Source organism: Paenibacillus barcinonensis, assembly GCF_003217495.1.
Classification (GTDB): domain Bacteria; phylum Bacillota; class Bacilli; order Paenibacillales; family Paenibacillaceae; genus Paenibacillus; species Paenibacillus barcinonensis.
On record NZ_QJSW01000036.1, the window covers coordinates 12,972 to 37,184 of the forward strand.

Consider the following 24,213-nt stretch of genomic DNA (forward strand, 5'->3'; position numbering starts at 1 on the left):
TATTGGAGTCGAATCTTACGTTGACGTTAACGTTAATTCTATATATAATTATGTACATAATATTAATGACATATGAAAAGAGTTGAGACGTATGAGCTTGTACAAAATTGATGATGTTGCCAAAGCCTGCGGACTGACCAAACGCACCATTCGATATTATGAAGAGATTGGTGTCATGCCTTCACCTCAGCGGACAGATGGCGGTACGCGGCTGTATACCCAGGAGGACATCGACTATTTGAAAAAAGTAGTTCGGGCCAAGGAGGTGCTGGGCTTCTCGCTCCAGGAGCTTCATGCCTATATAGCTACCTCAGATGCGCTGAATGAGCAGCGCTTTGACTACCGGCAGACGACCGAGGTGAGGGAGCGGATCGAAAAGCTCAATCGGATGGAGGCGACGCTGGACGGTCAGCTGCAGCTGCTGGAGCAGAAGCTTCAGAGTATTCATGCCGTACAGCAGGAGCTGCAGGACCTGCGAGAGCGCGTTAGAACAGGCATTCAGACGCTACAGAGCCATGCTCGCCAGAACGATAAAAATGAACCGGGGGGGTGTATCTCACGGAATGAGTATTCAAATATGTAACTTTGGAGGAATCATTTTATGAAAAGGGAACCATCATTGCCTGACGAATTACCGTCATCTCGTGGAGGTCTGCTGTCCCAGCCACGTGCTGTCTGGGCTGTAGCCTTCGCCTGTATTATCTCGTTTATGGGACTTGGTCTGGTAGACCCGATCCTGCCAGCCATTGCAGATCAGCTGCATGCTTCCAAAAGTCAGGTGTCCTTGCTGTTTACGAGCTACAATGCGGTAACGGGAATTGCGATGCTGATCACGGGTGTAGTCTCCAGCCGAATTGGCGTGAAATGGACGTTGCTTAGCGGCATCTTGCTGATTATTGTATTTTCGTTCCTTGGCGGTACATCCGACACGGTTGGCGCACTGGTTGGTTATCGCGGGGGCTGGGGACTCGGGAACGCCTTGTTCATCGCCACCGCGCTATCAGCTATTGTTGGCTTGTCCACATCGGGGACGGCCAAAGCTATTATTTTATACGAAGCAGCACTGGGTCTAGGGATTGCCGTTGGTCCGCTGCTTGGCGGCGAGCTGGGCTCGATCTCCTGGCGTGGTCCATTCTACGGGGTTGCCGCGCTGATGGCGATGGCGTTTATCAGTATCCTGTTCATGCTGCCCAAAATCGCTAAGCCGAAAACGCGCAGCACGTTGTCCGATCCGTTCAAAGCGCTCGGTTACCCTTCACTGAAAACGTTGGCGATTACCGCCTTTCTGTATAACTTTGGTTTCTTTACCTTGATGGCGTATTCGCCTTATGTCATGAAACTCGACGAGCATGGTCTCGGCTATGTTTTCTTCGGATGGGGCCTGATGCTGGCGATTACGTCTGTTTTTGTAGCACCGAAGCTGCAGCGCCGGTTTGGTTCAGTACCATCCATGAGTGTCATGCTGACGTTGTTCGCAATTGACCTGCTGGTGATGGCTGCAGGTACGGTGATGGGATCATCGGTGACGGTTATCGTTGCGGTTATTGTGGCAGGGATTTTCCTCGGCATTAACAATACCCTGATTACAACAGCGGTCATGGAGGCTGCTCCAGTGGAGCGTTCCGTGGCATCTGCGGCGTACAGTTTTGTACGCTTTATGGGTGGTGCGCTGGCGCCATGGCTTGCAGGGAAACTGTCTGAATGGTTTTTGCCGGAAACGCCGTTTTATTTCGGAGCACTGATGGTGCTGATTGGTGTTGCTGTATTGCTGATGCGTCGTCGTCACCTGAAGGATATTGATGTGTCTATAACAGCTCATTGATAACTAATGCTCTAACTCAAAAATGACGTGCTCATGAACAGACTGGAGGAAGTAAGATGCTGAAACGGTTATTGGTAGCTATAAGTAATCAGGGGCTACGAAGGCTAACGTTCTGAGCTTTCCTCTGCATCGTTAGCGTGGAAATGCGCCTACTATCCAGCTCTCATTCTCCAGTATGGAGTAGCTTATTCACGTTCTTTTGTGTCACGTGTTGGGTGGATGTGGCCGAAATGGTGTATAACTAGAGTAGGCGTTACAAAGGGATCGCAGGAATAGGAATGGAGGATGCAGCTTATGAAAAAACAACATCTGTTTATCGGCGGCAAGCACACCGAATCAACACAATATACAACACTACAGGCTCCGTATTCCGGTGAGACGCTGGCAGAGGTGGCTTCTGCCTCGGCAGAGGAGACCGAGGCAGCTATTGCGGCAGCTGTACAGGCTCGCCGCACGATGCGTCAGATGCCTGCGCATCAGCGTGCGGAGCTGCTGTACAAGCTGTCAACCATGCTGGAGGAACGCAAAGAAGAGGCGGCTCGTATCGTTGCACTGGAGGCAGCGAAGCCGATCACTGCGGCGAGAGCCGAGATCGACCGTACGATCGAGACGTACCGTTTTGCCGCTGAAGAAGCGAAACAGCTTACTGGAGAGACAGTCCCGATGGATGCAGCCAAAGGCGGCGAGGGCCGAATCGGTTATACCATGCGTCAGCCGCTCGGAGTCATCGGTGCGATTACACCTTTTAATTTTCCTATGAACCTGGTAGCACACAAGGTTGGACCCGCGCTGGCTGCCGGGAATACGATTGTACTGAAGCCTGCGGAGCAGACACCGCTGTCTGCATACTATATTGCCAGCCTGCTTCAAGAGGCCGGGCTGCCTGATGGAGCGCTGAACGTGGTGAGCGGTGATGGCAAAACAATTGGTGATGTGCTCGTCGAGCATCCCGATGTGGCTTATATCACGTTTACGGGCAGTCCCGCAGTGGGTAAGAGTATCCGCAGCAAGGCAGGACTCAAACGTGTAACGCTGGAGCTTGGCTCCAATGCAGCGGTGATTATCGACAAGGACGCCGATTTGCACAAGGTGATTCCGCGTTGTGTCACAGGTGCTTTTACGTATCAAGGTCAAGTATGTATATCTCTGCAACGTATCTATGTGCATCAGGATATTGCCCAGCCATTTATAGAGCGTTTTGTTGAAGCGGCCAAACAGGTGGTCATCGGTGATCCGATGAATGAGGATACGGCTGTCTCGGCCCTCATTACGTCCAAGGATGTACAGCGTACCTTGGAGTGGATTGAAGAAGCGAAGCAGGCGGATGCAACGCTGGCGTCAGGCGGTGAGGCTGAAGGGGGCATTCTGCGTCCAACCGTGCTGGTGAACGTTCCGCATGATGCCAGGGTCTCCTGTCAGGAGGTGTTTGCACCGATTGTAATCATTAATCCCGTGGCTTCCGTGGACGAGGGGATACAGCATGTCAATGACTCCATCTACGGACTTCAGGCAGGAGTATTCACCAATGACCTACAAACTGCGCTTCGGGCGGTGGATGAGATTGAAGCAGGCGGTGTCATGATTAATGATATTCCAACATTCCGTGTGGATCATATGCCATATGGCGGTGTGAAGCAGAGCGGCATCGGGCGTGAAGGTGTGAAGTATGCAACGGAAGAGATGACCGAGCTGAAGTTTGTCATGTTTAACAGAAACTAGGCTTGTACTTCGGTGACATGCAATATTAACGTATGTTATACAAGTTGGAGCATAGCCTCTAACCATATATTCCCGTAAATCCTGTACCTGTCTCATGGGTACGGGATTTTGGCGTACAGCCCATGATTGGCAGATTGAACGATGACGTACCTCAAAGTTGTTGCAATTGTTGCAAAAAATACATAATATTCTTCGCTAGCTTCGGGTTCACTTGGAGTGAGAAGGGTATTATTTAGGTAACCAGCAGGGTCAAGTTGAATACAATTCAATCCTTTAAATAGAATGCAGTAACAAAACCGCAGGTAAATCACAATATTACAGCATACACAGCCCATACACAGAATCTAAGGAGCGCATAGCCCATGCAGGAGGTGATAACATGGCGTATTCAATGACCGATGTATCCGGCATGTCCGGTGTGAGCTTGAGCGAGTTAAGCCATTATGCGGAACTGGGGCTGCTTCAACCTGCTTTTCGCGGACTGGATGAGGACATGTATTATGAAAAAAGGGAGCTGCTGAAGCTTCAGCAAATTTTGTTCTGCAAGGAAGCGGGTGTGCCGGAGAAAGAGATCGGCCCTATGCTCAAGGAAGCCCCTGTGGAAATTATGCATGTGATGCAGCAGCATCGTATGCAGCTGCTGGAGGAGGCGCTGCGCCTGCATGGTCTGATTCAGACGCTGGACAAAACGGTCTCTTATCTGCAAGGAGAGCAGGAGATCGAAGCACAAGAGCTGTATAAAGGCTTTATAGAGCATACAAATTATCCTTCGCTGCCGGAGGCTGGTCAGACAACGCATTCTCTTGAACCGACGCCGGACTATGATCTGACTTCCGAGGGGCTGGAGCTGAAATCCAAACAGGATTTTCTGAACTCCCAGGCCCGAATTGATCAGATTCATCTGGATCTGAAGAAGGCGATGGAGCTTGATCTCGCTCCGGGCAGCCCTGAAGTGCAGCAGATTATTGGGAGACATCTCGAATGGATCAAGGGTTACTACACCCCTACACCTGAGATTTATAGGGATCTGGCTGATCTGTACGTGGAGCATCATGATTTCCGCAGCATGTATGACAATTATCATCCCAGACTGGCTGAGTATCTGCGAGAGGGAATGATTATTAAAGCGGCACATGATCTGTCTTAAAAGCGCACATGATCTCTTCTAGGTGCATAAAGTAACATGGGCGGGCAAGAAAACATCGGTATGAACATAGCAACAAAAAGCGCAGACCTCCTGAAGTGGCTGCGCTTTTTGTTCATTACATATAAGTATCACCCGCATTGCGGGGATAGGACACGAGTACGAGTCCTTCTGTTGGAATACATCATAGCGAATGATAGATGGATTAAACGGAGTTCAACTGCTCCGTAAGCAGGCTAACTGCTTTTTCCAGGAAGATGCGGTCTTCATCGTCAAAACGGCTTTTGATCGGACTGTCGATATCGAGCACTCCGTATAATTGCCCGTCTTTAATAATTGGAACAACAATCTCACTATTGGATGCAGCATCACAAGCGATATGACCTGGGAAATCATGCACATCATCCACAACAAGGGTGCGCCTTTCCGCAGCAGATGTGCCGCATACTCCGCGTCCAAGCGGAATTCGGATGCAGGCAGGCAATCCCTGGAATGGTCCGAGGACCAGTTCTTTTCCATCATACAGATAGAATCCGACCCAGTTGGTGTCGGTTAGAAATACGTTGAGCAGCGCAGCAGCGTTCGCCAGATTGGCAATCGCACTAGGTTCATCGCGGATCAGAGCACTTAACTGTCCCAGGACGGCGGTGTGCTGCTCGCTTCGTGTTCCTTCATAAGAAACAGCTTGAAACATGGTGAATCACCCTCCCGAGCAAAAATGGTACTTATTTTCAAGATAGTGCAGTAGATGCGGTTAGTCAAGCGGAATGATTTTGGAAAGAGATGACAGGAGGCGGCAGTCACCGATGTACACTCCTGTTTCTCATCTTCTGTCACGGGGTAATTACTTAGCAACCAAGAAGGGCTACAACCCGGGAAGGAGCTTAGCTTATGCATGCAGAAGTACAGAACCTATTTGTACGAATTCATCTTCTATATTTGGCCCAACATGAGGATTTGACCGTAAGCGATGCGTTGCCCAAGTTAGAAGAGCGGGGATACCGCGTTGGCGAGCGTGAAATCAAGCAGGAGCTAGAACATCTGACACAGGAGAATTTTCTGACTGCCCACGGAGATCAGTGGAGCCTGACCGGGACAGGCATCGAGGAGTATAAGGAAATCCTGGCTGTGCTTGGACGAGTTAGCGAGGAACTGCTTGCGGACAGCAAGAAGGCCTCTCCGGCCTAATGCCGCACCAGATTAAACGTATATCAAAACCGGGAGCCAATGCGCCCGGTTTTTTGATATGATTGGATATGACGACAGATGTCAGAGTGAACAGTTGCCAATTGGTGCAGGTTATGGTTAGATGGCTAATGAATCCTATGGTCTGCAAGAGAAGAATCGGATCGGAGTGTCAGTTGATGTATAAATGTAAAGGAAGAATTCCCGAGCTTGAGACAGCACGGCTGCGTTTGCGCAAAATGCGCCGCAGAGATGCTGCCCAGATGTTCGTGCACTGGTCTGACCGGGAAGTAACGCGATATATGAATCTCGCGCCAATGCTCGGTACCAGCGAGGCTGCTGATATGATTGCGCTGCTCAACCATATGGCGGGAGAAGAAGATGCCCTTCGGTGGGGCATCGAGCTGAAGGATACGGGCAAACTGATTGGAAGCTGCGGGTTCAATACCTGGCAGCTGGAAGGCGCATTCCGTGGTGAGATCGGATATGAGCTTGGGCGTGATTACTGGAGGTATGGCTATATGTCCGAGGCATTCACAGCGCTGCTGCCTTTCGGTTATGAGACGATGGGGCTGAACCGGATCGAAGCTCTCGTGGACCCGCGCAATGCAGCTTCAGGTTCGTTCCTGACCAGTCAGGGCTTCACCCGCGAGGGCTTGCTGCGTCAGGTACAGCATACGTCTACAGGATACAAGGACATGGTGATGTATTCCCTGTTATATGATGAGTTTCTTCGTAATAAAAGAAGGCAGTAAGTGATATATCATTTATTTTGAGATTACACAGTAACGAAGAAACAGAACAAAGCTGGAGAAGTGGAACGTTCACCTAAAAGCTTTCGGCACGAAAGCTACATCGGAAGCATAGGCTTATCACCGGATTTCTCCTTACAAATAGAGATGAAAAAATCTGGGGATAACTGTGATCGAAAGCTTGTTCTGTGTTCGGAGTAGAAAGTTAAATCTACTTTTAATTAGATATAGAAGATCAAAGAGAGAAGGGTTTAAGTGAATACATCAGGAGGCTTGAAGCGCAGTTTTATTTTGGCTGGTTTGCTGCTGGCAACGTTTCTATCCGCCATTGAAGGTACGGTTATCGGTCCAGCGGGCCCGACCATTGTCAGTGAGCTGGGGAGTGTGCAGCTGCTGAGCTGGATATTCACCGCATATCTGCTCACGATGGCGGTCAGCACGCCGATTTTTGGCAAGATCAGTGACCTGTATGGACGTAAACCGGTTTTCCTCATCGGCTGTGCCTTGTTTTTGCTGGGCTCACTCCTGTGCTGTCTGGCACAGAATATGGAGCAATTGATTATCTATCGTGCTATCCAGGGGATTGGTGCGGGAGCGGTAGTGCCTGTGACGTTTACCATTATCGGAGATATTTACCGCATTGAGGAGCGAGGCAGAATCCAGGGCTGGATCAGCTCGGTATGGGGCATTTCGTCTCTCGTTGGGCCGCTGCTTGGCGGTTATTTTGTGGACAACCTCGGCTGGCAGTGGATTTTCGGATTCAACGTACCCTTTGGCTTGCTTGCCATGTGGTTTGTATTCCGTTATTTGAAGGAGGATATCTCACCGCGCACCGCTAAAATCGACTATATGGGGGCGCTGACCTTTACTGTCGGCATCACTGCCTTGCTTTTTGTTTTGTCGGCGGGCGGGCAGTATTATGCCTGGAGCTCTCCGTTAATTATAGGACTTAGCGTCGTTGCGGTGTTGTTCATGGTTCTGTTTTTTGTCGTGGAAAAAAGAGCTCAGGCCCCGATGGTTCCCCTCCATCTGTTCCGCATCCGGGACATCCGGGTGGCGAATATCGCCGGCCTGCTGACCAGCACTTTGATGATCGGCTTAACCAGCTATCTGCCGCTGTGGGTGCAGGGGGTTCGCGGAGGCAATGCAACCGAATCCGGGCTGCTGCTCGCGCCGATGTCGGTCGGCTGGCTGATCGGCAGCGTGCTGGCGGGCCGTCTGCTGCTCAAGATTGGATCACGCATGACCTCGTTAATCGGACTTACCGGCATTGCTGTCGGTTCGGGCGGATTGTTCCTGGTGGGAGGGACATCTCCACAGGCCGTGCTGTTTATTCTGACCTTTATTTACGGTCTTGGCTTCGGCTTTGCCTTCACGATATTTACGATTATTGCCCAGTCTTCAGTAGGATATAAAGAGCGTGGCTCCTCTACCGCACTGCATACGTTCATGCGTACACTTGGACAGACAATAGGAGCGGCGGCATTCGGAACGTGGCTTAATTATCGCATCTCGGCACTGTCGAGTGAACAAAATCTGGCGGCGGCGGGCATCTCGGAACGCGATCTGAACGACCTGCTTGCGCCTCATTCGGATGCGGTATTATCGGACGAGAAGTGGGCGCTGCTTCGCAGTGTGCTGGAGGGCAGCCTGCACTCCTTGTTCGTCATTATGTTTGTTATTGCAATCGTTTCGTGGTTCACGACCATGGCCTTGCGCAAGCAGCTAATCATTCCCGAGGATGCCGATGCAACGCCGAAGGTGGAGGCGGTAAGGAAGTAGTGTGTCAGAATTCATAGGGTTTAAAAAAGAAATTGAAAAAACCGGATTACCCTGATCAGGGCCAATCCGGTTTTTTGGTGCTTTGCTGCATGACTTATGCTGCTGTACTTATACAAAAAGATATGCGAGCTTAGGCTGCCCTTAGCCGTTCGCAGACAAGCTGTCTGCACCATGTGCCAGTTTGCCCAGCAGCTCGGACAGCAACTCCTTGTCCTCTTCACTCAGGCCGCTGACGGCGCGATCAATCTTGGTGGCATAGCCTGGGTAGATTTCATCCATCGTACGCTGACCTTCCTCAGTCAGCTCGACAAAAATGATGCGTCGGTCCTGTGGGCAATGCTTGCGACGAAGCAGCCCCTTTTGCTCCAGCTTGTCAATGACATAAGTGACGTTTCCACTTTGTAGCAGCAACTGGGCACCTACCTGCTGAATTGGCTGCGCTCCTTTCATATATAACACTTCGAGCACTCCATACGCAGTTGGATTGAAACCATGAATTTTACTTCCAGATACAGCGTGTTCATTCACACTTTTGAACGTTTGGGCCAAGGTGCGGTACAGATGAAGTGAACGTTCGGTCCCGATTTCTTGTAATTCCAGCATGCTGATCCCGCCTTTCAGTGTATTTATATAAGTTGATGTGATGGAAAAGGTTCTCTTGGATCGTTCCTGTACAAGATCAGATCAACTTATATGAGTTGGATCGTATCGTTTGACGGTGCAGACACCGTCTTGAATCTATTGTAGACCTCTGTTTCAGCGAAAAACATGCGATATGTCACAAGATTTGCATTTTTAGCATTTAAAATTTGATCATTCATCCTGTTTTTTGATACATAGGGTCATAATTGAACAACTCTATTGATTGAGTACAGCTCATAAGCATAAATCATCCTGCGGGTTCCCCATGATCTACGTCCCGGGCATGAGGTTCAACAAGCAAATCTTGTATACAATCATGTTCATATTAGATATTTGGAAATGACGGAGGAGAAGCGAGATGAGTAGCAAACATGCAATGGATATGCAGGGTTCACTGAAACAAAACCGTGCATTCGTAACACTGATGGTTTCACAAGCTATATCCAACCTGGGGGATTGGCTGCATCTGCTGGCGATTTTTACACTGGTCGGTTTGCGCTGGAATGCAACACCGTGGGAGATTACTTTTGTGACGTTATCTGCGGCACTGCCGATTTTGCTCACGGGTCCTTTTGCAGGTACGCTGGCGGATCGCTTGAACCGAAAATGGCTGATGATTACCGCCGATGGGGTGCGGATTATCATTGTAGGTGCATTCATTTTTGCCGATCAAATCTGGCATGTCTATGTACTGCTTATTCTGAAATCCTTATTCGATGTGGTGTTCTCTCCGGCGAAGAACGGCAAGCTGAAAGAGATTGTGCCGCATCACCAGCTTGCCCAGGCGGTGTCCATAAGCTCTGTCATCGAACAGATGTCCAAAATCATCGGTCCGGCGCTGGGCGGCCTGCTGGTCGCGGCATTTGGTGTTACCTGGTGTTTTGTGCTGGATGCAACGTCTTTTCTGATCTCAGGCATCATTTTATTATGGATTCCCGGATATCGGGTGATCCAACAGGCAAGTTCCGACGTAACAGGAGTAGAGGAACAGACAGCATCATCTTTACGAGGTAAACCATCCTTCTGGAAAGAAACACTGGAGGGCATTCGGATGCTCGCTGCTCTTCCTCACGTCGGAACGTCACTTCTTTTGTTGGCCGCTGCGATTCTGTTTCTGCAATTTGCCGATTCTCAGACTATAGTGTTATTCAGGCAGCTTCCGGGTGTTTCGGGTGATCTGCTTGGCTGGTGCGTTGCAGCAAGTGGTGTTGGAACGTTGCTCGCCGCAGTGAGTGTGAGAAAGTGGAGATCAGCAGGCCACGGTTTGAAAATGGGTCTGGGCACCGCCGTTACAGGTCTGGTCATCGGTACGGCTGGTGTTGTCGTTAGCCTATGGCCTTCGGCAGGACTTGGCGCACACCTGCTGCTTATCTCGCTGTTTGCTTTGGCAGGTGTCGGAATCGGGTTTGCCATAGTGCCTTTTCAGATTCTATTGCAGGAGCAAACCCCTGAGTCGATGACGGGCAGAGTGTTTGGAACCGTGGGCAGCGTGATGACAACAAGCAATATTTTTGGCCCTGTGGTCGGCGGATTGCTTGTTACTTCCTTCGGCGTTATTCCGGCGTTTGTAAGCTCGGGAATTCTGCTGACACTGCTGGGTGTTCTGTATTTATTCAAGCCTAGAGGCAAGCACCTGCCTGTGGAGGAAGTCGTTACGTCAAAGACCGCGATATCTGGAGAGGCGTTGTAGGTGTTATTTTAGCAAGTGAAGTATTCATGTGATAAAAAAATCGAATGTAAGCCAATTTTACTAAAAAACGTTTAAAAGCAAATCTTCACGTTTAATGAGGAGCAGGCAGAAGTCCTTGTAACCCAATGGATTTTATGGGGAAAACGCATGCCTTTGTCCACTAACGCGAGACGCGGAAAGGGGGTGAAGCAACTTGAGCTTCAAGGTCAAAATTCCCAGGTCAATCACTCGTCTGGCAAGTATTCCATTAGCCATTCTGGCAGGAGCCTTGGTCATGGGCATAGGTTCATCGCATGTATATGCAGATGATGCTCAGGATCAGGTTCGTTCGAGTAAAACGACCAGCGGTTTGTCCCTGAACTTGTTTTCAAGAGATGAAGATGGCGGATTGAATCTGACTCCATCCGTATCGCTATCCACACCGTTGCTCGATGTTGAGGTTCCTTCGATCCAAACGAACGCATCTACAAGCAAGTTAAGTGTATCTGAGCTGCAGGTAGATACGCCGCTTGGATCGGCAGGAACATCCAGTTTGGATATTAATGCAAAACAGGGGACCGTTGATCTACCTGCTGTAAAGGCAGACACACCAGTTATTCGAGCAGAGGTGTCCGGCAGTCAGGTGAATCTTAACGAAGGAACAGCATCCTTGCCAGGAATTACGGCCGAGGTTCCAGAGGTCATTAAAGCAGAGACGTCGGCTGTACAAACTAACCTGCGGCAAGGCAGGGCTGAACTGCCCTCCGTTAAGCTAGAGGTTCCTCAAGTGACATCCGTAGAAGTGTCTTCAACAGGTGTCAATCTAAGTGACAGCAAGGTACAGCTTCCAGCAGTGAAAGCAAACGTACCTGTTGCTAAGGTCAAGGTTAATCTTAACCCTCGTAAGGAGACGGTTGAGCTGCCAGTGGTCAATCCGGCACAGCCAGAGAAACAGGCAAATCTGTCTGTTGTACAGGTGTCGGAGAATAAGACACCGCCTGCAAGCAAAGCTGCCGGGAACAAGGCGGCGGCTGGTGTGCAGGATGCACCGGGAACAATTACACGAACTCCTGTCTCACAGGCTGTGCCCGTGACGCAGGATAGTCCGAACAAGCCTGCGATGGAAAAGGCGGATCAAGACTGGATTCAAGGCAAGCTACCATCAGTTGCGAGCATAGATTCATCGAAGGCAGATGCCGATCAGACGTTGCCTGATGAGCAGGATCAATCCGCTAATCCGTGGCAACCGCGTACAGAACGAGCAGGTAACAGCCCCGTTGTGGCGATTGCTCCTTCAGCAGTAAGTACCTCTACGGGTACAAGCTCGGGCTCGTCCGGCGTAACGGGAGGCGGGGCATCCGCTCCGGCTGTGGCATTGCCTGCGGCGATATCGAGTCTGATGTTGCCGGGTGATCCTTTTGCTTTTGATATGGAACGCTTGGACGGGTTCAGCCAGTGGTCGCAAGCACCGCCAGGTCAGCCGCCCAAATATACCTCTTTCTCTCAGACAACAATGGCGTAATTCAACCAAAAATGAGAAGGAGTGTATATTATCATGAAAAAAGTGAATCGTTGGGTAAAATTGTCGGTATTGTCGGGTGCGCTGGTGGCTGGATTACTGGGAGCTTCACAGGCCACTTATGCAGATAGCTACAGCAGCAATAGCAATGGTAATCTTGATTTGAATGCAGGCTTGCGTCTGGAGCTAGGCTCCATACTGTCAGGACAACGTGACGCTGGTTACGGCAATGCTGGCAGCTATGGAGGCTCCTCCAGTGCGACTGGAGCATTGAATCTGGATTTAGGGCTTAATGCTGGTGTATCCGCTGAGAATATGAGCCGCTACAATAACCAATCCTCGGAGGTTACAACGGAGCGTAGTAGCTCCGGCAGTCTAGGCCTTGGCCTGAATGCAAATGTATCCGGGGAAGCTGCAACGATGAACGAGTATTCACAAGACGCTAAGGAGCGTAATGCGAGCAGCAGCTATGCAAGCGAAAGCCGCGGAATGCTTGATCTCGGTCTGAACGCGAAAGCGGAAGGCGAGAGTGCAACGATGGCTCAGTCCGAGCGCACAAGTAACGTGAAGGACCGTGAGCGTAATGCGAGCAGCAGCAATGCAAGCGAAAGCCGCGGAATGCTTGATCTCGGTCTGAACGCGAAAACGGAAGGCGAGAGTGCAACGATGGCTCAGTCCGAGCGCACAAGTAACGTGAAGGACCGTGAGCGTAATGCGAGCAGCAGCAATGCNNNCGGTCTGAACGCGAAAACGGAAGGCGAGAGTGCAACGATGGCTCAGTCCGAGCGCACAAGTAACGTGAAGGACCGTGAGCGTAATGCGAGCAGCAGCAATGCAAGCGAAAGCCGTGGTATGCTTGATCTTGGTCTGAACGCGAAAGCGGAAGGCGAGAGTGCAATCTCCACCATGGTGGAGAGCAATCGTTAATATAAGTTTTTACGGTACAAGCAAGAAGCAGGGGCTCCGGAACCCCTGCTTCTTTTTTTAGTTTTCTAGCTATATATGATGAGTGGAAAAAGAAATGAGGGCATGTCTGGCACCTGGTGAACTGTATCTTTTACCGCCTTGACGTTATTTGCTCAAATTGATCAAACATAAGAAGACAAACTGCTTTACAATAACTATAGAGCACCAATGTAAAATATGATCGTAACAGGAGTGTGGGATATGAATGCCTTCGATAATACAGAAAAAGCTTTACCCGATTCTATTCTGAACGTACATATTCGCGAAGCGGGTTACATACCGGGACAGTCTACGATCCGCAATATTCGGATGCAAGTGGCACCGGGAGAGCTGGTAGGCATTATCGGACCCAACGGTGCCGGGAAAAGTACAACCATCAAAACACTGCTCGGTCTGCTGGAGCATGCCGATTACGATGTAACCATTGGCGGGGAAGGGCGATACGCCTATATTCCCGAGCAACCTGTTTTTTACGAATACATGACGTTGTGGGAACATCTTGATCTGGCCGCCGCTGCTTATGGGATAGAAGAGGAGATATTTACGGCGAGAGCGGAGGAACTGTTGTTTCAATTTGGTATGGATCATGTGCGTGATGATCTGCCTGCCAGTTTTTCCAAGGGGATGCGTCAGAAAATGATGCTGATGATTGGCTTCTTATCCTCGCCGGATATCTATATTGTGGACGAGCCGTTTATTGGCCTGGACCCGCGTGCAACGAAGGATTTTTTGAAATTGCTCGATGATGAACGGCGTCGCGGAGCAGGAGTATTGATGTCCACGCATGTACTTGATACGGCTGAACGTATCTGTGACCGATTCATTTTGATTGCTTCCGGCCGATCGGCTGCGGAAGGAACGTTGGATGAGATTCGTGCTGCTGCGGGTATGCCGGAAGCATCGCTGTTTGACTGTTTTGATACGCTGACATCGGAACGATAGGAGGATGCTGATGATGGAGCACAAACGTTATACGCCTCAACTCTTATACCAAAGAAGACATAAAGAGCATATAAGAGAACAGTGGCGCAATGTTAAGTTTGTGGTGGATTGGACGGTATGGTTATATCTGCTTATTCCGGGTCTTCTGTATTTTGCCGGCTGGTACACCAGTCTGTGGACCAAGTCTTTGCCAGCGTGGGCAGCAGGGCTGCCATTGCCTTTTCTCACGGTCATCCTTGAATTGGTAATGCTGACGGGTGGCGTTCTGCTTTTTGTGGAGGAAGCCGATGTGCTGTTTTTGAAATCCAGATCGCTATGGATGCGAACACTGATGAAGCGTGGACTTCTGCGGGTGCTTTGGTTACAACTGGGGAAAATGATGCTCATCACTGCGCTTGTCGCCCCATTGCTTGTTCGTGTGTATGAGATGTCTATATACCAGATTGTGTTAACGAGTATCTGGTTGGGAGTCGCAGCATCCTTTCAGGTTATAGCTATACATATGATTAAGGTTCGACATACAGGCTGGCGGCGCTGGCTATTCATGGCCTTGCTTGTAATTTCTACGGGATGGATGACTGTTCGCACATCAACGTGGATGCTTGGAGAGGCGTGGAAAATCGTTTTGAGTATAACGGTTGTTTCGCTGATGCTCGTCACTATAATGAAGCTGCGCTTGCTTATGAAGGGCACATTTGAAGGAGATGTTCGTGAGGATCTGCGCAGCAGGCTAAGATTGACCGCCCTTATGTTGAGTCAAGCCGTGAGTAAACCCAAGCCCCAGAAGACACACACGATTGTTTTTCGCAAATCACGACCCTTATTTCGTAAACGCTCCATACCGAACCGGACGGCGGAGATCGGATTTAAAGCGTTTTTCCGCAATTCGGCTACGCTGAAACTTTACTTTCAGTTAAGTGGTCTGTCGTTAGCAGCGGTTGCTCTACCACCGTTTCCAGTGAATATGATCGTATGTGGACTATTGATCTTTATGCTCACCTTGATGCTGTATCGCTCCTGGGATGGTTTGGCGACCTCGGAGTATATGAAGCTTGTGATCAATTATGATTCGGATGCGCTGCATGTGGCAGGGTTAGTTATGGTGCGAATGTTATTGTTCCCACTCGTTACATTGATGGGGTATGTCATGGGAGTGACTTGGCTGGGCTGGCTTGCCGGTTTTATGACTGCTGTGGGTACGTTAGCATTTGCATATGTCGTCGTGTCTGTTACAGGCTGGGTCAGACAGATTCGCACAGAGTAATATCGCACCCAAGCAGAACCCTTTATCGCTAGTAGTTGTAAGGAATTCATGGACTGAAGCATATCACGCCGATTTACTGCCCATGCTATAGAAGACGAGCTTAGTGAATCCAATATAACTTATATCATCCGAATCCTGTGATGTATTGTGGAATAGAGGAAGCCTGATCGAATGGATGAACGATGGTTTGAGTGATTGGATGAATGGGCGAGATGAGAAATTTTATAGTGAGGAGGAGTGGCCTGTGATGGACAACAGTGAGCTTCAAGTGCATTTTTCTGATCCTTCAGCACTGCTTGCGGCAAAAGCAACCTTGGAAGAGTTAGGCTATAAGCCATATCAGTCTGCACCGCTTGAATTATACATCCCGACAGATCGGCAGGACCCGCAATCTGCAGTTGAAATTGTTCAGTCGCATGGCGGAAGTGCGGTTTTTGCTTCTTCTGCAGAGGAAATAGACCTGTTTCAAAATGTATCCATTCCAGCGCATTTGGTAAATGAGGATTGGAACGAGGGCTATCTAAGCGGCAAAAATCAAACAATCAATGTCGGCCAGGGTGAGCGTAACTATAGCGATGATCCTGTTTATGACGACTCCGCTGATGGATTTTCGGGTAGCGTCAAGGCTTGAGGAAGAACTGTATAGCAATTCGCAAGGGCAGCAGCAGTAACTCAACGTAGAGCTGCAAAAATGACACAGCAATAGGCATCCCGTTCATGACAATGAAATGTGGGATGCCTATTTTTGACGAAAACGTATGATAGGGGTTAAAGATGTATCATTGGGTTAGCCCGGCGCTGTGTCCGGTGATTTTTAACTTCTTAACGATCTCAGAGAACGCTATTTGCTTCATTTTGAGGTGTTTTGAAATGTAACGATCTCCAGAGATGTTATTTTAGCGGAAATGGCTCATTTTGCGCTGAAAAAGCCGTTTGTAATTCAAATAGCGTTCCTGGAGATCGTTACAATGTAACCGAGGTAAAATTCAGCTAGATAAGGCTTGTGGAGATCGTTAGCGCACAGCACAGGCAAACTCGCCCGGCTCACACCGAGCATATCACGCATCCACCGTTGAGCTCTGGTACGAACCGAGCATATCACGCATCCACCGCTGAGCTTTGGCACGCACCTAACACATCACGCATATATATGCGAACCTCCGCCCATATCGCCGAAATATGACTAGCATCTTAACGTGAGCAGTATGCCGGCGACCTTACTTCCTATGCCCACCCCATGCATGACAAAAGGGGTAGCCCCCAGACATTCGCCTTTGTCCCTACACGTGGACTGCTAACATACCTACGCATTAGCGTGTCTGTATTCCGCGGCATGCATGCCAGCGGTATAGCCTGTCGAGAATGCCGCGGTTATATTGTAACCGCCAGTGTAGCCGTGAATGTCCAGCACTTCACCGCAAAAGAATAAGCCGGGAAGCAGCTTGGATTCCATCGTTTTAGGGTATATCTCCTTTAAGTGAACACCACCCCCGGTAACAAAGGCCTCCTTCAGGGATCTTGTGCCGTCTGCACGGAAGGTAAAGGACTTCATGAGCCCGCAAAGCTGACTTAGCATGCCTTTCGGAAAATGGTGAAAGGTAAGGTCATCCCCAATCTCGGAACGTTTCATAAGCAGAGGGATGAGGCGCTCTGGTACCCATGTTTTCAAAATATTTTTGACAGCCTTGCGAGATTCTTGCTCCAGGCCTTGTTTTACCTGTGCTTCCAGCGCAGCAGGGGTAAGGTCAGGGAACAGATCAATGCTCATCGTGACCTGGGTATTGCCGGATTTCATCTGCACCTTGCGAATAAATTGACTGCAGCGCAGGGCAACCGGACCAGACACGCCAAAATGGGTAAAGATCATGTCTCCGCGATGGGAGATGACGGTTTTACCTTTGGCATCGAGTACGGACAGAGCAATGTCCCGCAGAGACAGGCCTTGAAGTTCTTTGGACTGAATCCAGCTCTCTCCAGACACAATGGGCACCTCGGTTGGATACAGCTCAGTGATGGTGTGACCCGCGGCTTCAGCCCATGGGTATCCGTCCCCGGTGGAGCCGGTTTGGGGTACGGATTTGCCGCCCGTTGCGATGATCACCGAGCGGCCGTGCACGATTTTGCCTGACGCCAGCTTAACACCCTGTACGTGTTGACCGTTCTGTATAAGCTCCTTGACAGGTTCTTTGGTACGAATCTCCACGCCGAGGGAGACAATTTTACCGACAAGTGCATCCACAACAGTTTTGGCTTTGTCCGTGACCGGGAACATCCTGCCATTGTCTTCTTCTTTCAACGCGATGCCGAGATTTTCAAAGAAACGCATGATGCCCTGATTATCCAGATTCTGAAATGAGCTGTATAGAAAACGTCCATTCCCCGGAATATAACGAATCAGCTCATCGGTTTCCTTCGCATTGGTTACATTACAGCGTCCTCCGCCAGAGATGCCCAGCTTGCGGCCTAATTGATCTCCTTTATCCAGCAGCAGCACAGAGGCCCCATGCTCGGCAGCGGCGACACAAGCCATTAGACCTGCTGAACCGCCGCCTATTACGATAACGTCATACATATGTGATTACCTTCTTTATTCATAATTTTGTCTGTATTTTATAGACGATGTCTATTACTGCCTTTTTCTGAAGCAAGACAGGCTTATAAGGTGTTCTATTTTGCAGCATGAAGGGATATATTGTAATATACTGTCGCCTATGTTTTAATCAGAGTGAATGAGGGAATGTGCAGGTCGAGGAGGAGATGACGTTGTGGTTGCGTTAAAGGACATTCTTTTACAAGTACTGCTGGCAGGATCGGCAGTAGTCTTGATTCCCTTATTTTATCTGGGTTTCTCCAAACAACAGGTTATTCGAAATAATCATATAGATAAGGTGAATTACAGTTTTACAGTAACGTGTGTGCTCAGCATGCTGTTCTGTTTGCTGTTTGCGCTATCTGAAGGTTCCGAGACCTTTCCTTTATCCCTGAGCATTATCCCGGTCACGCTTGCGATTCTGTATTGCACCCTCCGTATAGGCGCGGCCTTGTCTCTTCTACATATTCTCTTCTATTTTCTTGTAGCACATCCCTATAATTTGTACGAATTTCTAATTCATACGGGTATTCTTCTCTATCCTATTGTATGGTTGTCTGCCAAACGATTCAAGCAAAATACATCGTCCGGCCAGATGAGAACAATTATTTGGCTGATCTCTGCTGAAATGATGGTGTCCGGTTTGTTGCGGGTAATCTCGGCTTCTTCTGAGACAGCATTGTCTCCAGCGTTTTTGATCCTGTCCGGGCTCGGATATATGACAGGTGCGCTGGTTGCTGGCAGCTTGAGTCAGCTATGGCTCGAACGGATGAAGCATTATCGAGGCATGGAGCAGCATCTCTCTGAAGTGCATCACTACTACATTACAGAGACGGAGAAGCTGCACCAGATTCTGAATGCGGTTCCTTTATCCATCGCTACGGTAGATAGGGAAGGCCGAATTGTTTTTGTTAATGAGTTAATGAAGAAGACCGCAAAAGAACAATTGCCCTGCACCTCAGCCCATAATTTGATTGGACAGCATGCCAGTCAATTTGTTGAGCAGGAACAGGCAGGCAAAATGGAACACAGCATTCATCAAGCAATCGCTCATGGTGAGGCCAATGTGCTGACCGTGCGGTACGGCTCAAATGTATTTCTGTCACGCACGGTGCCGATCTATGCTTTTACTCAAGACGGAGCGCGAATTGTACCCGGTGCGATGCTTATCATTCAGGATATTACGGAGCTTGAGATGCTGCGAAGCGAACTGGACAATGTGGACCGTCTGAGTCTGGTGGGTCAGATGGCGGCAAGCATTACACATGAGGTACGTAATCCGATGGCGGTCGTGCGAGGGTTTCTTCAACTAATGCAGGAAAAGAGCCCGGAGTCCCTGGACCACTATTATCGGATCGTGCTGGAAGAGCTGGATAGAGCCAATAGCATCATCAATGATTTTCTGTCTTTGGCTCAGAACCGTATTGCGGAGAAGGAAGAATCACAATTGCATGATATTATCCATGAGCTTAGTCCGCTGCTTTGGGCCGATGCCAACCTACGCGGTCAAAGCATTGAACTGATGCTGGCCCATAATGTGCCCAAGCTGAACCTCAACGCCAAAGAAATCAAACAAGTCGTGCTTAATCTCGCCCGAAATGGCATGGAGGCCATGAATGAGAAGGGTGTGCTTACCCTGGAGACAAGAACGGATGGTGACAAGGTGGAGTTATGTGTACATGATACAGGGCCTGGCATTCCGATGGTGAAGCAGGAAAAGCTGTTTGAGCCCTTTTATACAACCAAAGCCAAAGGGACTGGACTCGGGTTATCTATGTGTCTAAGCATTGTGGAGCGGCACAATGGCACCATTACGGTTGAATCGGAAGAAGGGCGCGGCACGACATTTAAAGTCGCCTTTCAGCGATAGTATGTCAGCATATTTTGCCAGAGCATCAGCCATAATAAGATAGGGAAAGCCGTTCCGCAGGTGTTGTCTGAATCTTGCTTTCATTGCTTGGGGATGTATAATAGGAATAGCACAGCGTGTATCCATTTTTTTCGATATGGACGCATTCAGGAGTGCATGACGATCGTCCTTACATTTTTTTAAGCGAGATCATAGAACAACCATTATAAGGAGTGAAACGGAAATGTCGATGTCATTTGATCAATACATGAGAGATATGGTTCAGCCAATGCGGGATGAGCTGACTAGATTGGGAATTCAGGAACTGCGTACACCGGAAGAGGTTGAAGCGAGCCTGCCGGATGCAAAAGGAACAGCACTGGTTGTGATTAACTCGGTGTGTGGATGTGCGGCTGGTCAATGTCGTCCAGGGGTTGCTCAGGCACTTCAGAATGATATTACACCAGATCATCTTTACACCGTATTTGCTGGTCAAGACAAGGAAGCTACTGCGAAAGCACGTGAGTTCTTTGCACCGTATCCTCCTTCCTCCCCGTCCATCGCGCTGATGAAAGACGGAGAACTCGTTCACTTTATCGAGCGTCACCAAGTGGAGGATCGTTCTGCAGAGGAAATCGCGGCTGACCTGACAAGTGCGTTTGATCGTTACTGCCGTTAATTCGCTCCATAGAACGCCCCGATCTTCGGATGACCGATGCCGGGGCGTTTCATTTATGATGCGAGAGAGTTTTCATTGATGATGACGCAGCATTTTTAATCATGCAGAAACGGGGTGTATGACGATGAGTTTGCAACAACAGATCATCGCTGAATTGAAGGTTAAACCAAGCATTGATGAAGCCGAGGAAGTACGCAAGCGTGTAGACTTTTTGAAAACGTATGTGAAAAATTCCGGCACCAAGGGGCTGTTGATCGCCATCAGTGGCGGAATTGACAGTGCAGTGGCGACAGCGCTCTGCAAACAGGCTACGGACGAGCTTACTGCCGAAAATAATCAAGAGTACAAAACGCTGGGGGTATTCCAGCCTTATGGAGAGCAAGCGGACATTCAGGACAGCTACGCTGTAGCCAAAGCCTTTGATCTCAAACATGTGGTCGAGACCAATATTGAGGATGCGGTGAACGAGATTGCACTGGAAGTGGAGCAGGGCTTCAAATCCTTGGGCAGTCCGCGTCATATGACTCATCAAGGCAAGGGCAATGTGAAGGCAAGAACACGTATGGTGATGCAATATGCGCTTTCGTTTGAAGAGAACCTGCTTGTTGTCGGAACGGATCATGCGTCTGAAGCGATCACTGGCTTCTATACCAAATGGGGCGACGGGGCCGTGGATATCACACCGCTAAGCACACTAAACAAACGTCAGGTGCGCAAGCTTGCTTCTTACCTGAAGGTGCCGCAATCCATTCTGGACAAAGCTCCTTCTGCCGGACTATGGGAAGGTCAAACCGATGAGGATGAGCTGGGGATTTCATACGAAGCAAACAGCGATTACCTTGAAGGCAAGCAGATCGACCCTGCCGCGCAAGAGCGCCTGGAAGCCTTCTACACACGTACACACCACAAGCGTAATGCCATTCCTGGCATCTGATCCGGGTGAAGGCTGGTCAGTGGCTTGCAAGGGGTAAGGTGTTTATTTGAGCGAAAAGAGTCTTTGCCCCAGGCAACGGCTCTTTTTTGCTTGTATTGGGGAAATTGGATTTTGACAAAATGGAAACTCGCATCCCTGCACACCTCCTGCTACAATAGAATACGTGTTCGGAAAGATGCGAGGGGTTCGATCAGAAAATTTTGAATATATGCTCTGGAAGTTTCGCAATGATAGGATAGGATTATTATTTTTAACAGCCTAAACAATTAAGCGGGTGAAGCATTGTGATATACGGCATCGGCAACGATATATTAGAGATTGGACGGATGCGGAAACTGCTGTCCGGCCGGCATGGTGAGGCATTTATGAAGCGCATTCTAACCCAGGCTGAACGGGATATTGCAGCTCAACGTGGCAAGCGGATGGCGGAGTTTGTTTCTGGCCGTTTTGCGGCTAAAGAGGCGGTGTCCAAAGCATTTGGCTGCGGGATCGGGGCTGTTATGAGCTTTACGGATATCGAGGTGTTGCCGGATGCATCTGGCCGTCCCGTTGCTTCGTTGACTAGTGAGGCCTGGGAGCGATTGCAGCTTCCTTACGATAAGTCATATGAAATCCACCTCAGCATCACACATCAGACTGAACTGGCGGCGGCATTTGCGATTGTGGAGCAGGTACATAGCCAGGGATGAAGATGAGGGGCTCGGTGAGCTGCAGCTTGGCAGATACGTTGATATTTTGGAAGCATTGTGGATAGAGGAAAGGAAGAAACTATGGGTTTACAAGAACAGAAACGTCATTTCAGTGTGAATCTGCTGGATTGGTACATGATGAATCGCCGGGATTTGCCGTGGCGTCGCCACAATAACCCTTACTTTACGTGGGTTTCCGAGATTATGCTACAGCAGACAAGGGTGGATACGGTCATCCCGTATTTTAACCGTTTTATCACGAATTTTCCGACGGTGCAGGCACTGGCAGAAGCGCCGGAGGAAGAGGTGCTGAAAAACTGGGAAGGGCTCGGATATTATTCCCGTGCACGTAACCTTCAGGCAGCTGCCAGGCAGGTTATGGAGCTGCATGGGGGAGAGATGCCGCAGGACAAGCAGAGCGTCTTTGCGTTAAAAGGGGTCGGCCCGTATACGGCCGGTGCCATTCTCAGTATTGCCTTCAACCAGCCGCAGCCAGCGGTGGATGGCAATGTAATGCGGGTGTTATCCCGCTATTTCCTCATTGATGAGGATATTATGAAGGGCAGCACCCGGGTGCTGATGGAGGAGCTCGCGACAGAGCTCATTCCAGAAGGGCGGGCGCGTGATTTCAATCAGGCGCTGATGGAGCTTGGCGCGCTGGTGTGTACACCCAAAGCGCCGCACTGCTTGACTTGCCCGGTGATGGAGCAATGCTCCGGCAGAATTGCCGGAAGAGAGCTTACACTGCCGGTCAAGACCAAAGCGAAGCCGCCGCGCCCTGAGCAGCGGCTGGTTGCCCTGGTGGAAGGCCGCGGTGAGCATCGCGGCCGTGTGCTTGTGCGCCAGCGCCCAGAGACGGGCCTGTTGGCCCGGATGTGGGAGCTGCCGCATGTGCTGGCGGCGCCTGCCGCCGCAGGGAAGGCGGCAGCGCCGCTGGCGGATGAGCCGGCCATGGCGCTGCTGGCCGGCAGTCTGTGGGCGGAAGGCTTCGCTGCCCGCCCGGAAGGGCTGGCTACCCATGCGGAGCATGTGTTCAGCCACATTGTCTGGAGCCTGCAGGTGTACAAGTGCACCGAGCAGGACAAGGGCAGTGAGCTTCCGCTGATTGCTGCGGAAGCAAGAGCCGCCTACGATGCACAGGCGGCCTCAAAGGCAGGTTCAGCGGTTGCTGATACTGGAGAGTCCCCAATCTCCGCTGAACCCAAAGCGGATGCTGAGCTTCCATCTGCAGATGGATCAGCACCAGGCACAGCCTATACGGAGAGCCAATCAGGCTCACTCCTTGAACATAACAAGCCGCTGTCAGCCTCGATCACCGCTAACGCGTCTCAGGAAGTGCTGACAGGCAAAGGCGACGGCCTCACTTATCAATGGATCGGCCCGGAAGACATGGAGAAGCTCGCGTTTCCAAACGTCTTTCTCAAGCTGCTTCGTAGTTATTTCGCCGGAGCTTATGATGAAGTAGCAGAATAATAACGGTCTGTGCAGAGGCAGGAAGGAAGCATGGCCCGGATCTGCTCAGGACGCATGAAACATCGTTTGTGTATGCAGCATTGCACTGAGAAATTAATCATTGATCGTATGACGGTGAGCTTCAATCTGATTGCAACCGCAAGCGAACAGGTTAGAAATCCCTAATAACCGTCCGAGAGACTTTGTGTGTGTCGTGGTGGCGAAGCAACCGATAAAGCATGCAAGCAGGCTATGTTGTGCGAGTAAACGGCAGGGTATGCCAACAAGCGACAGTCCAAAAAGTATGCAAGGAATTTTACCCGGTACGCTCTGATGCACAAAAATAGCTACAGTATGCGAGTAATCCGTAGAGTTTGCAAGTGAGTCGGGTGTGAAACAAACAAACTAACTAACTAAAGCTAAGGGACGGGCTACGGGCTACAGTGGGCAAATATGTCCTATGATGGGGTGGCAAGCCTTAGGAGGAAGAGGAAGAGGGCGTTCAGGTGAAGGAGTGCCGTGGAACTAGAATAAAAAGTGGACACCCGTTAACGGACAGAAGGATAATAAGGCTAACGGAGGTGTGTCCATATGGGAGAACAACGGCAACGATA

The 24,213-nt window shown here is 49.8% G+C and carries 20 protein-coding genes; 17 read left to right on the top strand and 3 right to left on the bottom strand.

Translation table 11 applies throughout. From position 1 onward, the window contains the following. Positions 1-91 precede the first annotated feature (91 nt). The 4 genes from DFQ00_RS27500 to DFQ00_RS27515 all read left to right on the top strand — a co-directional run bounded on the left by DFQ00_RS27500 (position 92) and on the right by DFQ00_RS27515 (position 4,688). The gene (locus DFQ00_RS27500) at positions 92-583 is read left to right on the top strand and encodes a helix-turn-helix domain-containing protein (RefSeq protein WP_110899614.1); all 492 of its coding nucleotides are present in this window, start codon (positions 92-94) and stop codon (positions 581-583) included. An 18-nt stretch (positions 584-601) separates the two neighbouring features. After that, positions 602-1,822, top strand: coding sequence for an MFS transporter (locus DFQ00_RS27505; protein WP_110899615.1), 1,221 nt, complete (start codon positions 602-604; stop codon positions 1,820-1,822). Positions 1,823-2,116: 294 nt separating this feature from the next. Then, positions 2,117-3,541: an aldehyde dehydrogenase family protein gene (locus tag DFQ00_RS27510; RefSeq protein ID WP_110899616.1), complete on the top strand. Its 1,425-nt coding sequence runs from the start codon at positions 2,117-2,119 to the stop codon at positions 3,539-3,541. Between the two features lie 379 nt (positions 3,542-3,920). After that, the gene (locus tag DFQ00_RS27515; protein WP_110899617.1) at positions 3,921-4,688 is read left to right on the top strand and encodes a MerR family transcriptional regulator; all 768 of its coding nucleotides are present in this window, start codon (positions 3,921-3,923) and stop codon (positions 4,686-4,688) included. Positions 4,689-4,890: 202 nt separating this feature from the next. Here DFQ00_RS27515 and DFQ00_RS27520 read toward each other — a convergent pair whose 3' ends face one another. After that, positions 4,891-5,379 carry a GAF domain-containing protein gene (locus DFQ00_RS27520; RefSeq protein ID WP_110899618.1) on the bottom strand — a complete coding sequence of 163 codons (489 nt, stop codon included), beginning with the start codon at positions 5,377-5,379 and terminating at the stop codon, positions 4,891-4,893. A gap of 197 nt (positions 5,380-5,576) precedes the next feature. Between DFQ00_RS27520 and DFQ00_RS27525 the strand changes: the two genes are divergently transcribed. The 3 genes from DFQ00_RS27525 (at position 5,577) to DFQ00_RS27535 (ending at position 8,404) form a co-directional block, all read left to right on the top strand. Further along, positions 5,577-5,873: a hypothetical protein gene (locus DFQ00_RS27525; protein WP_110899619.1), complete on the top strand. Its 297-nt coding sequence runs from the start codon at positions 5,577-5,579 to the stop codon at positions 5,871-5,873. A gap of 176 nt (positions 5,874-6,049) precedes the next feature. Beyond that, positions 6,050-6,625 carry a GNAT family N-acetyltransferase gene (locus DFQ00_RS27530; protein WP_110899620.1) on the top strand — a complete coding sequence of 192 codons (576 nt, stop codon included), beginning with the start codon at positions 6,050-6,052 and terminating at the stop codon, positions 6,623-6,625. A gap of 270 nt (positions 6,626-6,895) precedes the next feature. Next, positions 6,896-8,404, top strand: a complete 1,509-nt coding sequence (locus tag DFQ00_RS27535) for an MDR family MFS transporter (RefSeq protein ID WP_110899636.1) — start codon at positions 6,896-6,898, stop codon at positions 8,402-8,404. Positions 8,405-8,545: 141 nt separating this feature from the next. On the opposite strand, the gene DFQ00_RS27540 is transcribed toward DFQ00_RS27535, so the two are convergent. Beyond that, the gene (locus DFQ00_RS27540) at positions 8,546-9,007 is read right to left on the bottom strand and encodes a MarR family winged helix-turn-helix transcriptional regulator (RefSeq protein WP_110899621.1); all 462 of its coding nucleotides are present in this window, start codon (positions 9,005-9,007) and stop codon (positions 8,546-8,548) included. Positions 9,008-9,404: 397 nt separating this feature from the next. Between DFQ00_RS27540 and DFQ00_RS27545 the strand changes: the two genes are divergently transcribed. The 5 genes from DFQ00_RS27545 to DFQ00_RS27570 all read left to right on the top strand — a co-directional run bounded on the left by DFQ00_RS27545 (position 9,405) and on the right by DFQ00_RS27570 (position 16,037). Continuing rightward, complete coding sequence (locus DFQ00_RS27545) at positions 9,405-10,736, top strand: MFS transporter (protein ID WP_110899622.1); 1,332 nt, start codon at positions 9,405-9,407, stop codon at positions 10,734-10,736. Between the two features lie 193 nt (positions 10,737-10,929). Next, positions 10,930-12,237 carry a hypothetical protein gene (locus DFQ00_RS27550; protein WP_110899623.1) on the top strand — a complete coding sequence of 436 codons (1,308 nt, stop codon included), beginning with the start codon at positions 10,930-10,932 and terminating at the stop codon, positions 12,235-12,237. Positions 12,238-13,401: 1,164 nt separating this feature from the next. Next, a complete protein-coding gene (locus tag DFQ00_RS27560; protein ID WP_110899625.1) occupies positions 13,402-14,142 on the top strand; it encodes an ABC transporter ATP-binding protein in 741 nt (246 codons plus the stop codon). A 10-nt stretch (positions 14,143-14,152) separates the two neighbouring features. Then, complete coding sequence (locus tag DFQ00_RS27565; protein ID WP_167433861.1) at positions 14,153-15,406, top strand: ABC transporter permease; 1,254 nt, start codon at positions 14,153-14,155, stop codon at positions 15,404-15,406. A 175-nt stretch (positions 15,407-15,581) separates the two neighbouring features. After that, positions 15,582-16,037, top strand: coding sequence for a hypothetical protein (locus tag DFQ00_RS27570; RefSeq protein ID WP_110899627.1), 456 nt, complete (start codon positions 15,582-15,584; stop codon positions 16,035-16,037). Between the two features lie 672 nt (positions 16,038-16,709). On the opposite strand, the gene DFQ00_RS27575 is transcribed toward DFQ00_RS27570, so the two are convergent. Further along, positions 16,710-17,978 (bottom strand): BaiN/RdsA family NAD(P)/FAD-dependent oxidoreductase, encoded by a 1,269-nt coding sequence (locus DFQ00_RS27575; protein WP_110899628.1) that lies wholly within the window; start codon positions 17,976-17,978, stop codon positions 16,710-16,712. A gap of 193 nt (positions 17,979-18,171) precedes the next feature. Between DFQ00_RS27575 and DFQ00_RS27580 the strand changes: the two genes are divergently transcribed. The 5 genes from DFQ00_RS27580 (at position 18,172) to mutY (ending at position 23,620) form a co-directional block, all read left to right on the top strand. Further along, positions 18,172-19,866 carry a two-component system sensor histidine kinase NtrB gene (locus DFQ00_RS27580; protein ID WP_167433862.1) on the top strand — a complete coding sequence of 565 codons (1,695 nt, stop codon included), beginning with the start codon at positions 18,172-18,174 and terminating at the stop codon, positions 19,864-19,866. Between the two features lie 223 nt (positions 19,867-20,089). Beyond that, positions 20,090-20,524 carry a BrxA/BrxB family bacilliredoxin gene (locus DFQ00_RS27585; protein ID WP_110899630.1) on the top strand — a complete coding sequence of 145 codons (435 nt, stop codon included), beginning with the start codon at positions 20,090-20,092 and terminating at the stop codon, positions 20,522-20,524. A 124-nt stretch (positions 20,525-20,648) separates the two neighbouring features. Then, on the top strand, positions 20,649-21,458 hold the full coding sequence (gene nadE / locus DFQ00_RS27590; protein ID WP_110899631.1) for an ammonia-dependent NAD(+) synthetase: 810 nt from the start codon (positions 20,649-20,651) through the stop codon (positions 21,456-21,458). 284 nt (positions 21,459-21,742) lie between these two features. Next, complete coding sequence (gene acpS, locus DFQ00_RS27595; RefSeq protein ID WP_110899632.1) at positions 21,743-22,147, top strand: holo-ACP synthase; 405 nt, start codon at positions 21,743-21,745, stop codon at positions 22,145-22,147. Between the two features lie 81 nt (positions 22,148-22,228). Then, entirely contained in the window at positions 22,229-23,620 is a 1,392-nt protein-coding gene (mutY, locus tag DFQ00_RS27600; RefSeq protein ID WP_110899633.1) for an A/G-specific adenine glycosylase, read from the top strand. The last annotated feature ends 593 nt before the right edge of the window (positions 23,621-24,213 follow it).

Coding starts and splice junctions, on each gene's coding strand:
- DFQ00_RS27500 (WP_110899614.1), top strand. CDS start 92: ATGAGCTTGTACAAAATTGATGATGTTGCCAAAGCCTGCGGACTGACC.
- DFQ00_RS27505 (WP_110899615.1), top strand. CDS start 602: ATGAAAAGGGAACCATCATTGCCTGACGAATTACCGTCATCTCGTGGA.
- DFQ00_RS27510 (WP_110899616.1), top strand. CDS start 2,117: ATGAAAAAACAACATCTGTTTATCGGCGGCAAGCACACCGAATCAACA.
- DFQ00_RS27515 (WP_110899617.1), top strand. CDS start 3,921: ATGGCGTATTCAATGACCGATGTATCCGGCATGTCCGGTGTGAGCTTG.
- DFQ00_RS27520 (WP_110899618.1), bottom strand. CDS start 5,379: ATGTTTCAAGCTGTTTCTTATGAAGGAACACGAAGCGAGCAGCACACC.
- DFQ00_RS27525 (WP_110899619.1), top strand. CDS start 5,577: ATGCATGCAGAAGTACAGAACCTATTTGTACGAATTCATCTTCTATAT.
- DFQ00_RS27530 (WP_110899620.1), top strand. CDS start 6,050: ATGTATAAATGTAAAGGAAGAATTCCCGAGCTTGAGACAGCACGGCTG.
- DFQ00_RS27540 (WP_110899621.1), bottom strand. CDS start 9,007: ATGCTGGAATTACAAGAAATCGGGACCGAACGTTCACTTCATCTGTAC.
- DFQ00_RS27545 (WP_110899622.1), top strand. CDS start 9,405: ATGAGTAGCAAACATGCAATGGATATGCAGGGTTCACTGAAACAAAAC.
- DFQ00_RS27560 (WP_110899625.1), top strand. CDS start 13,402: ATGAATGCCTTCGATAATACAGAAAAAGCTTTACCCGATTCTATTCTG.
- DFQ00_RS27565 (WP_167433861.1), top strand. CDS start 14,153: ATGATGGAGCACAAACGTTATACGCCTCAACTCTTATACCAAAGAAGA.
- DFQ00_RS27570 (WP_110899627.1), top strand. CDS start 15,582: ATGAACGATGGTTTGAGTGATTGGATGAATGGGCGAGATGAGAAATTT.
- DFQ00_RS27575 (WP_110899628.1), bottom strand. CDS start 17,978: ATGTATGACGTTATCGTAATAGGCGGCGGTTCAGCAGGTCTAATGGCT.
- DFQ00_RS27585 (WP_110899630.1), top strand. CDS start 20,090: ATGTCGATGTCATTTGATCAATACATGAGAGATATGGTTCAGCCAATG.
- nadE (WP_110899631.1), top strand. CDS start 20,649: ATGAGTTTGCAACAACAGATCATCGCTGAATTGAAGGTTAAACCAAGC.
- mutY (WP_110899633.1), top strand. CDS start 22,229: ATGGGTTTACAAGAACAGAAACGTCATTTCAGTGTGAATCTGCTGGAT.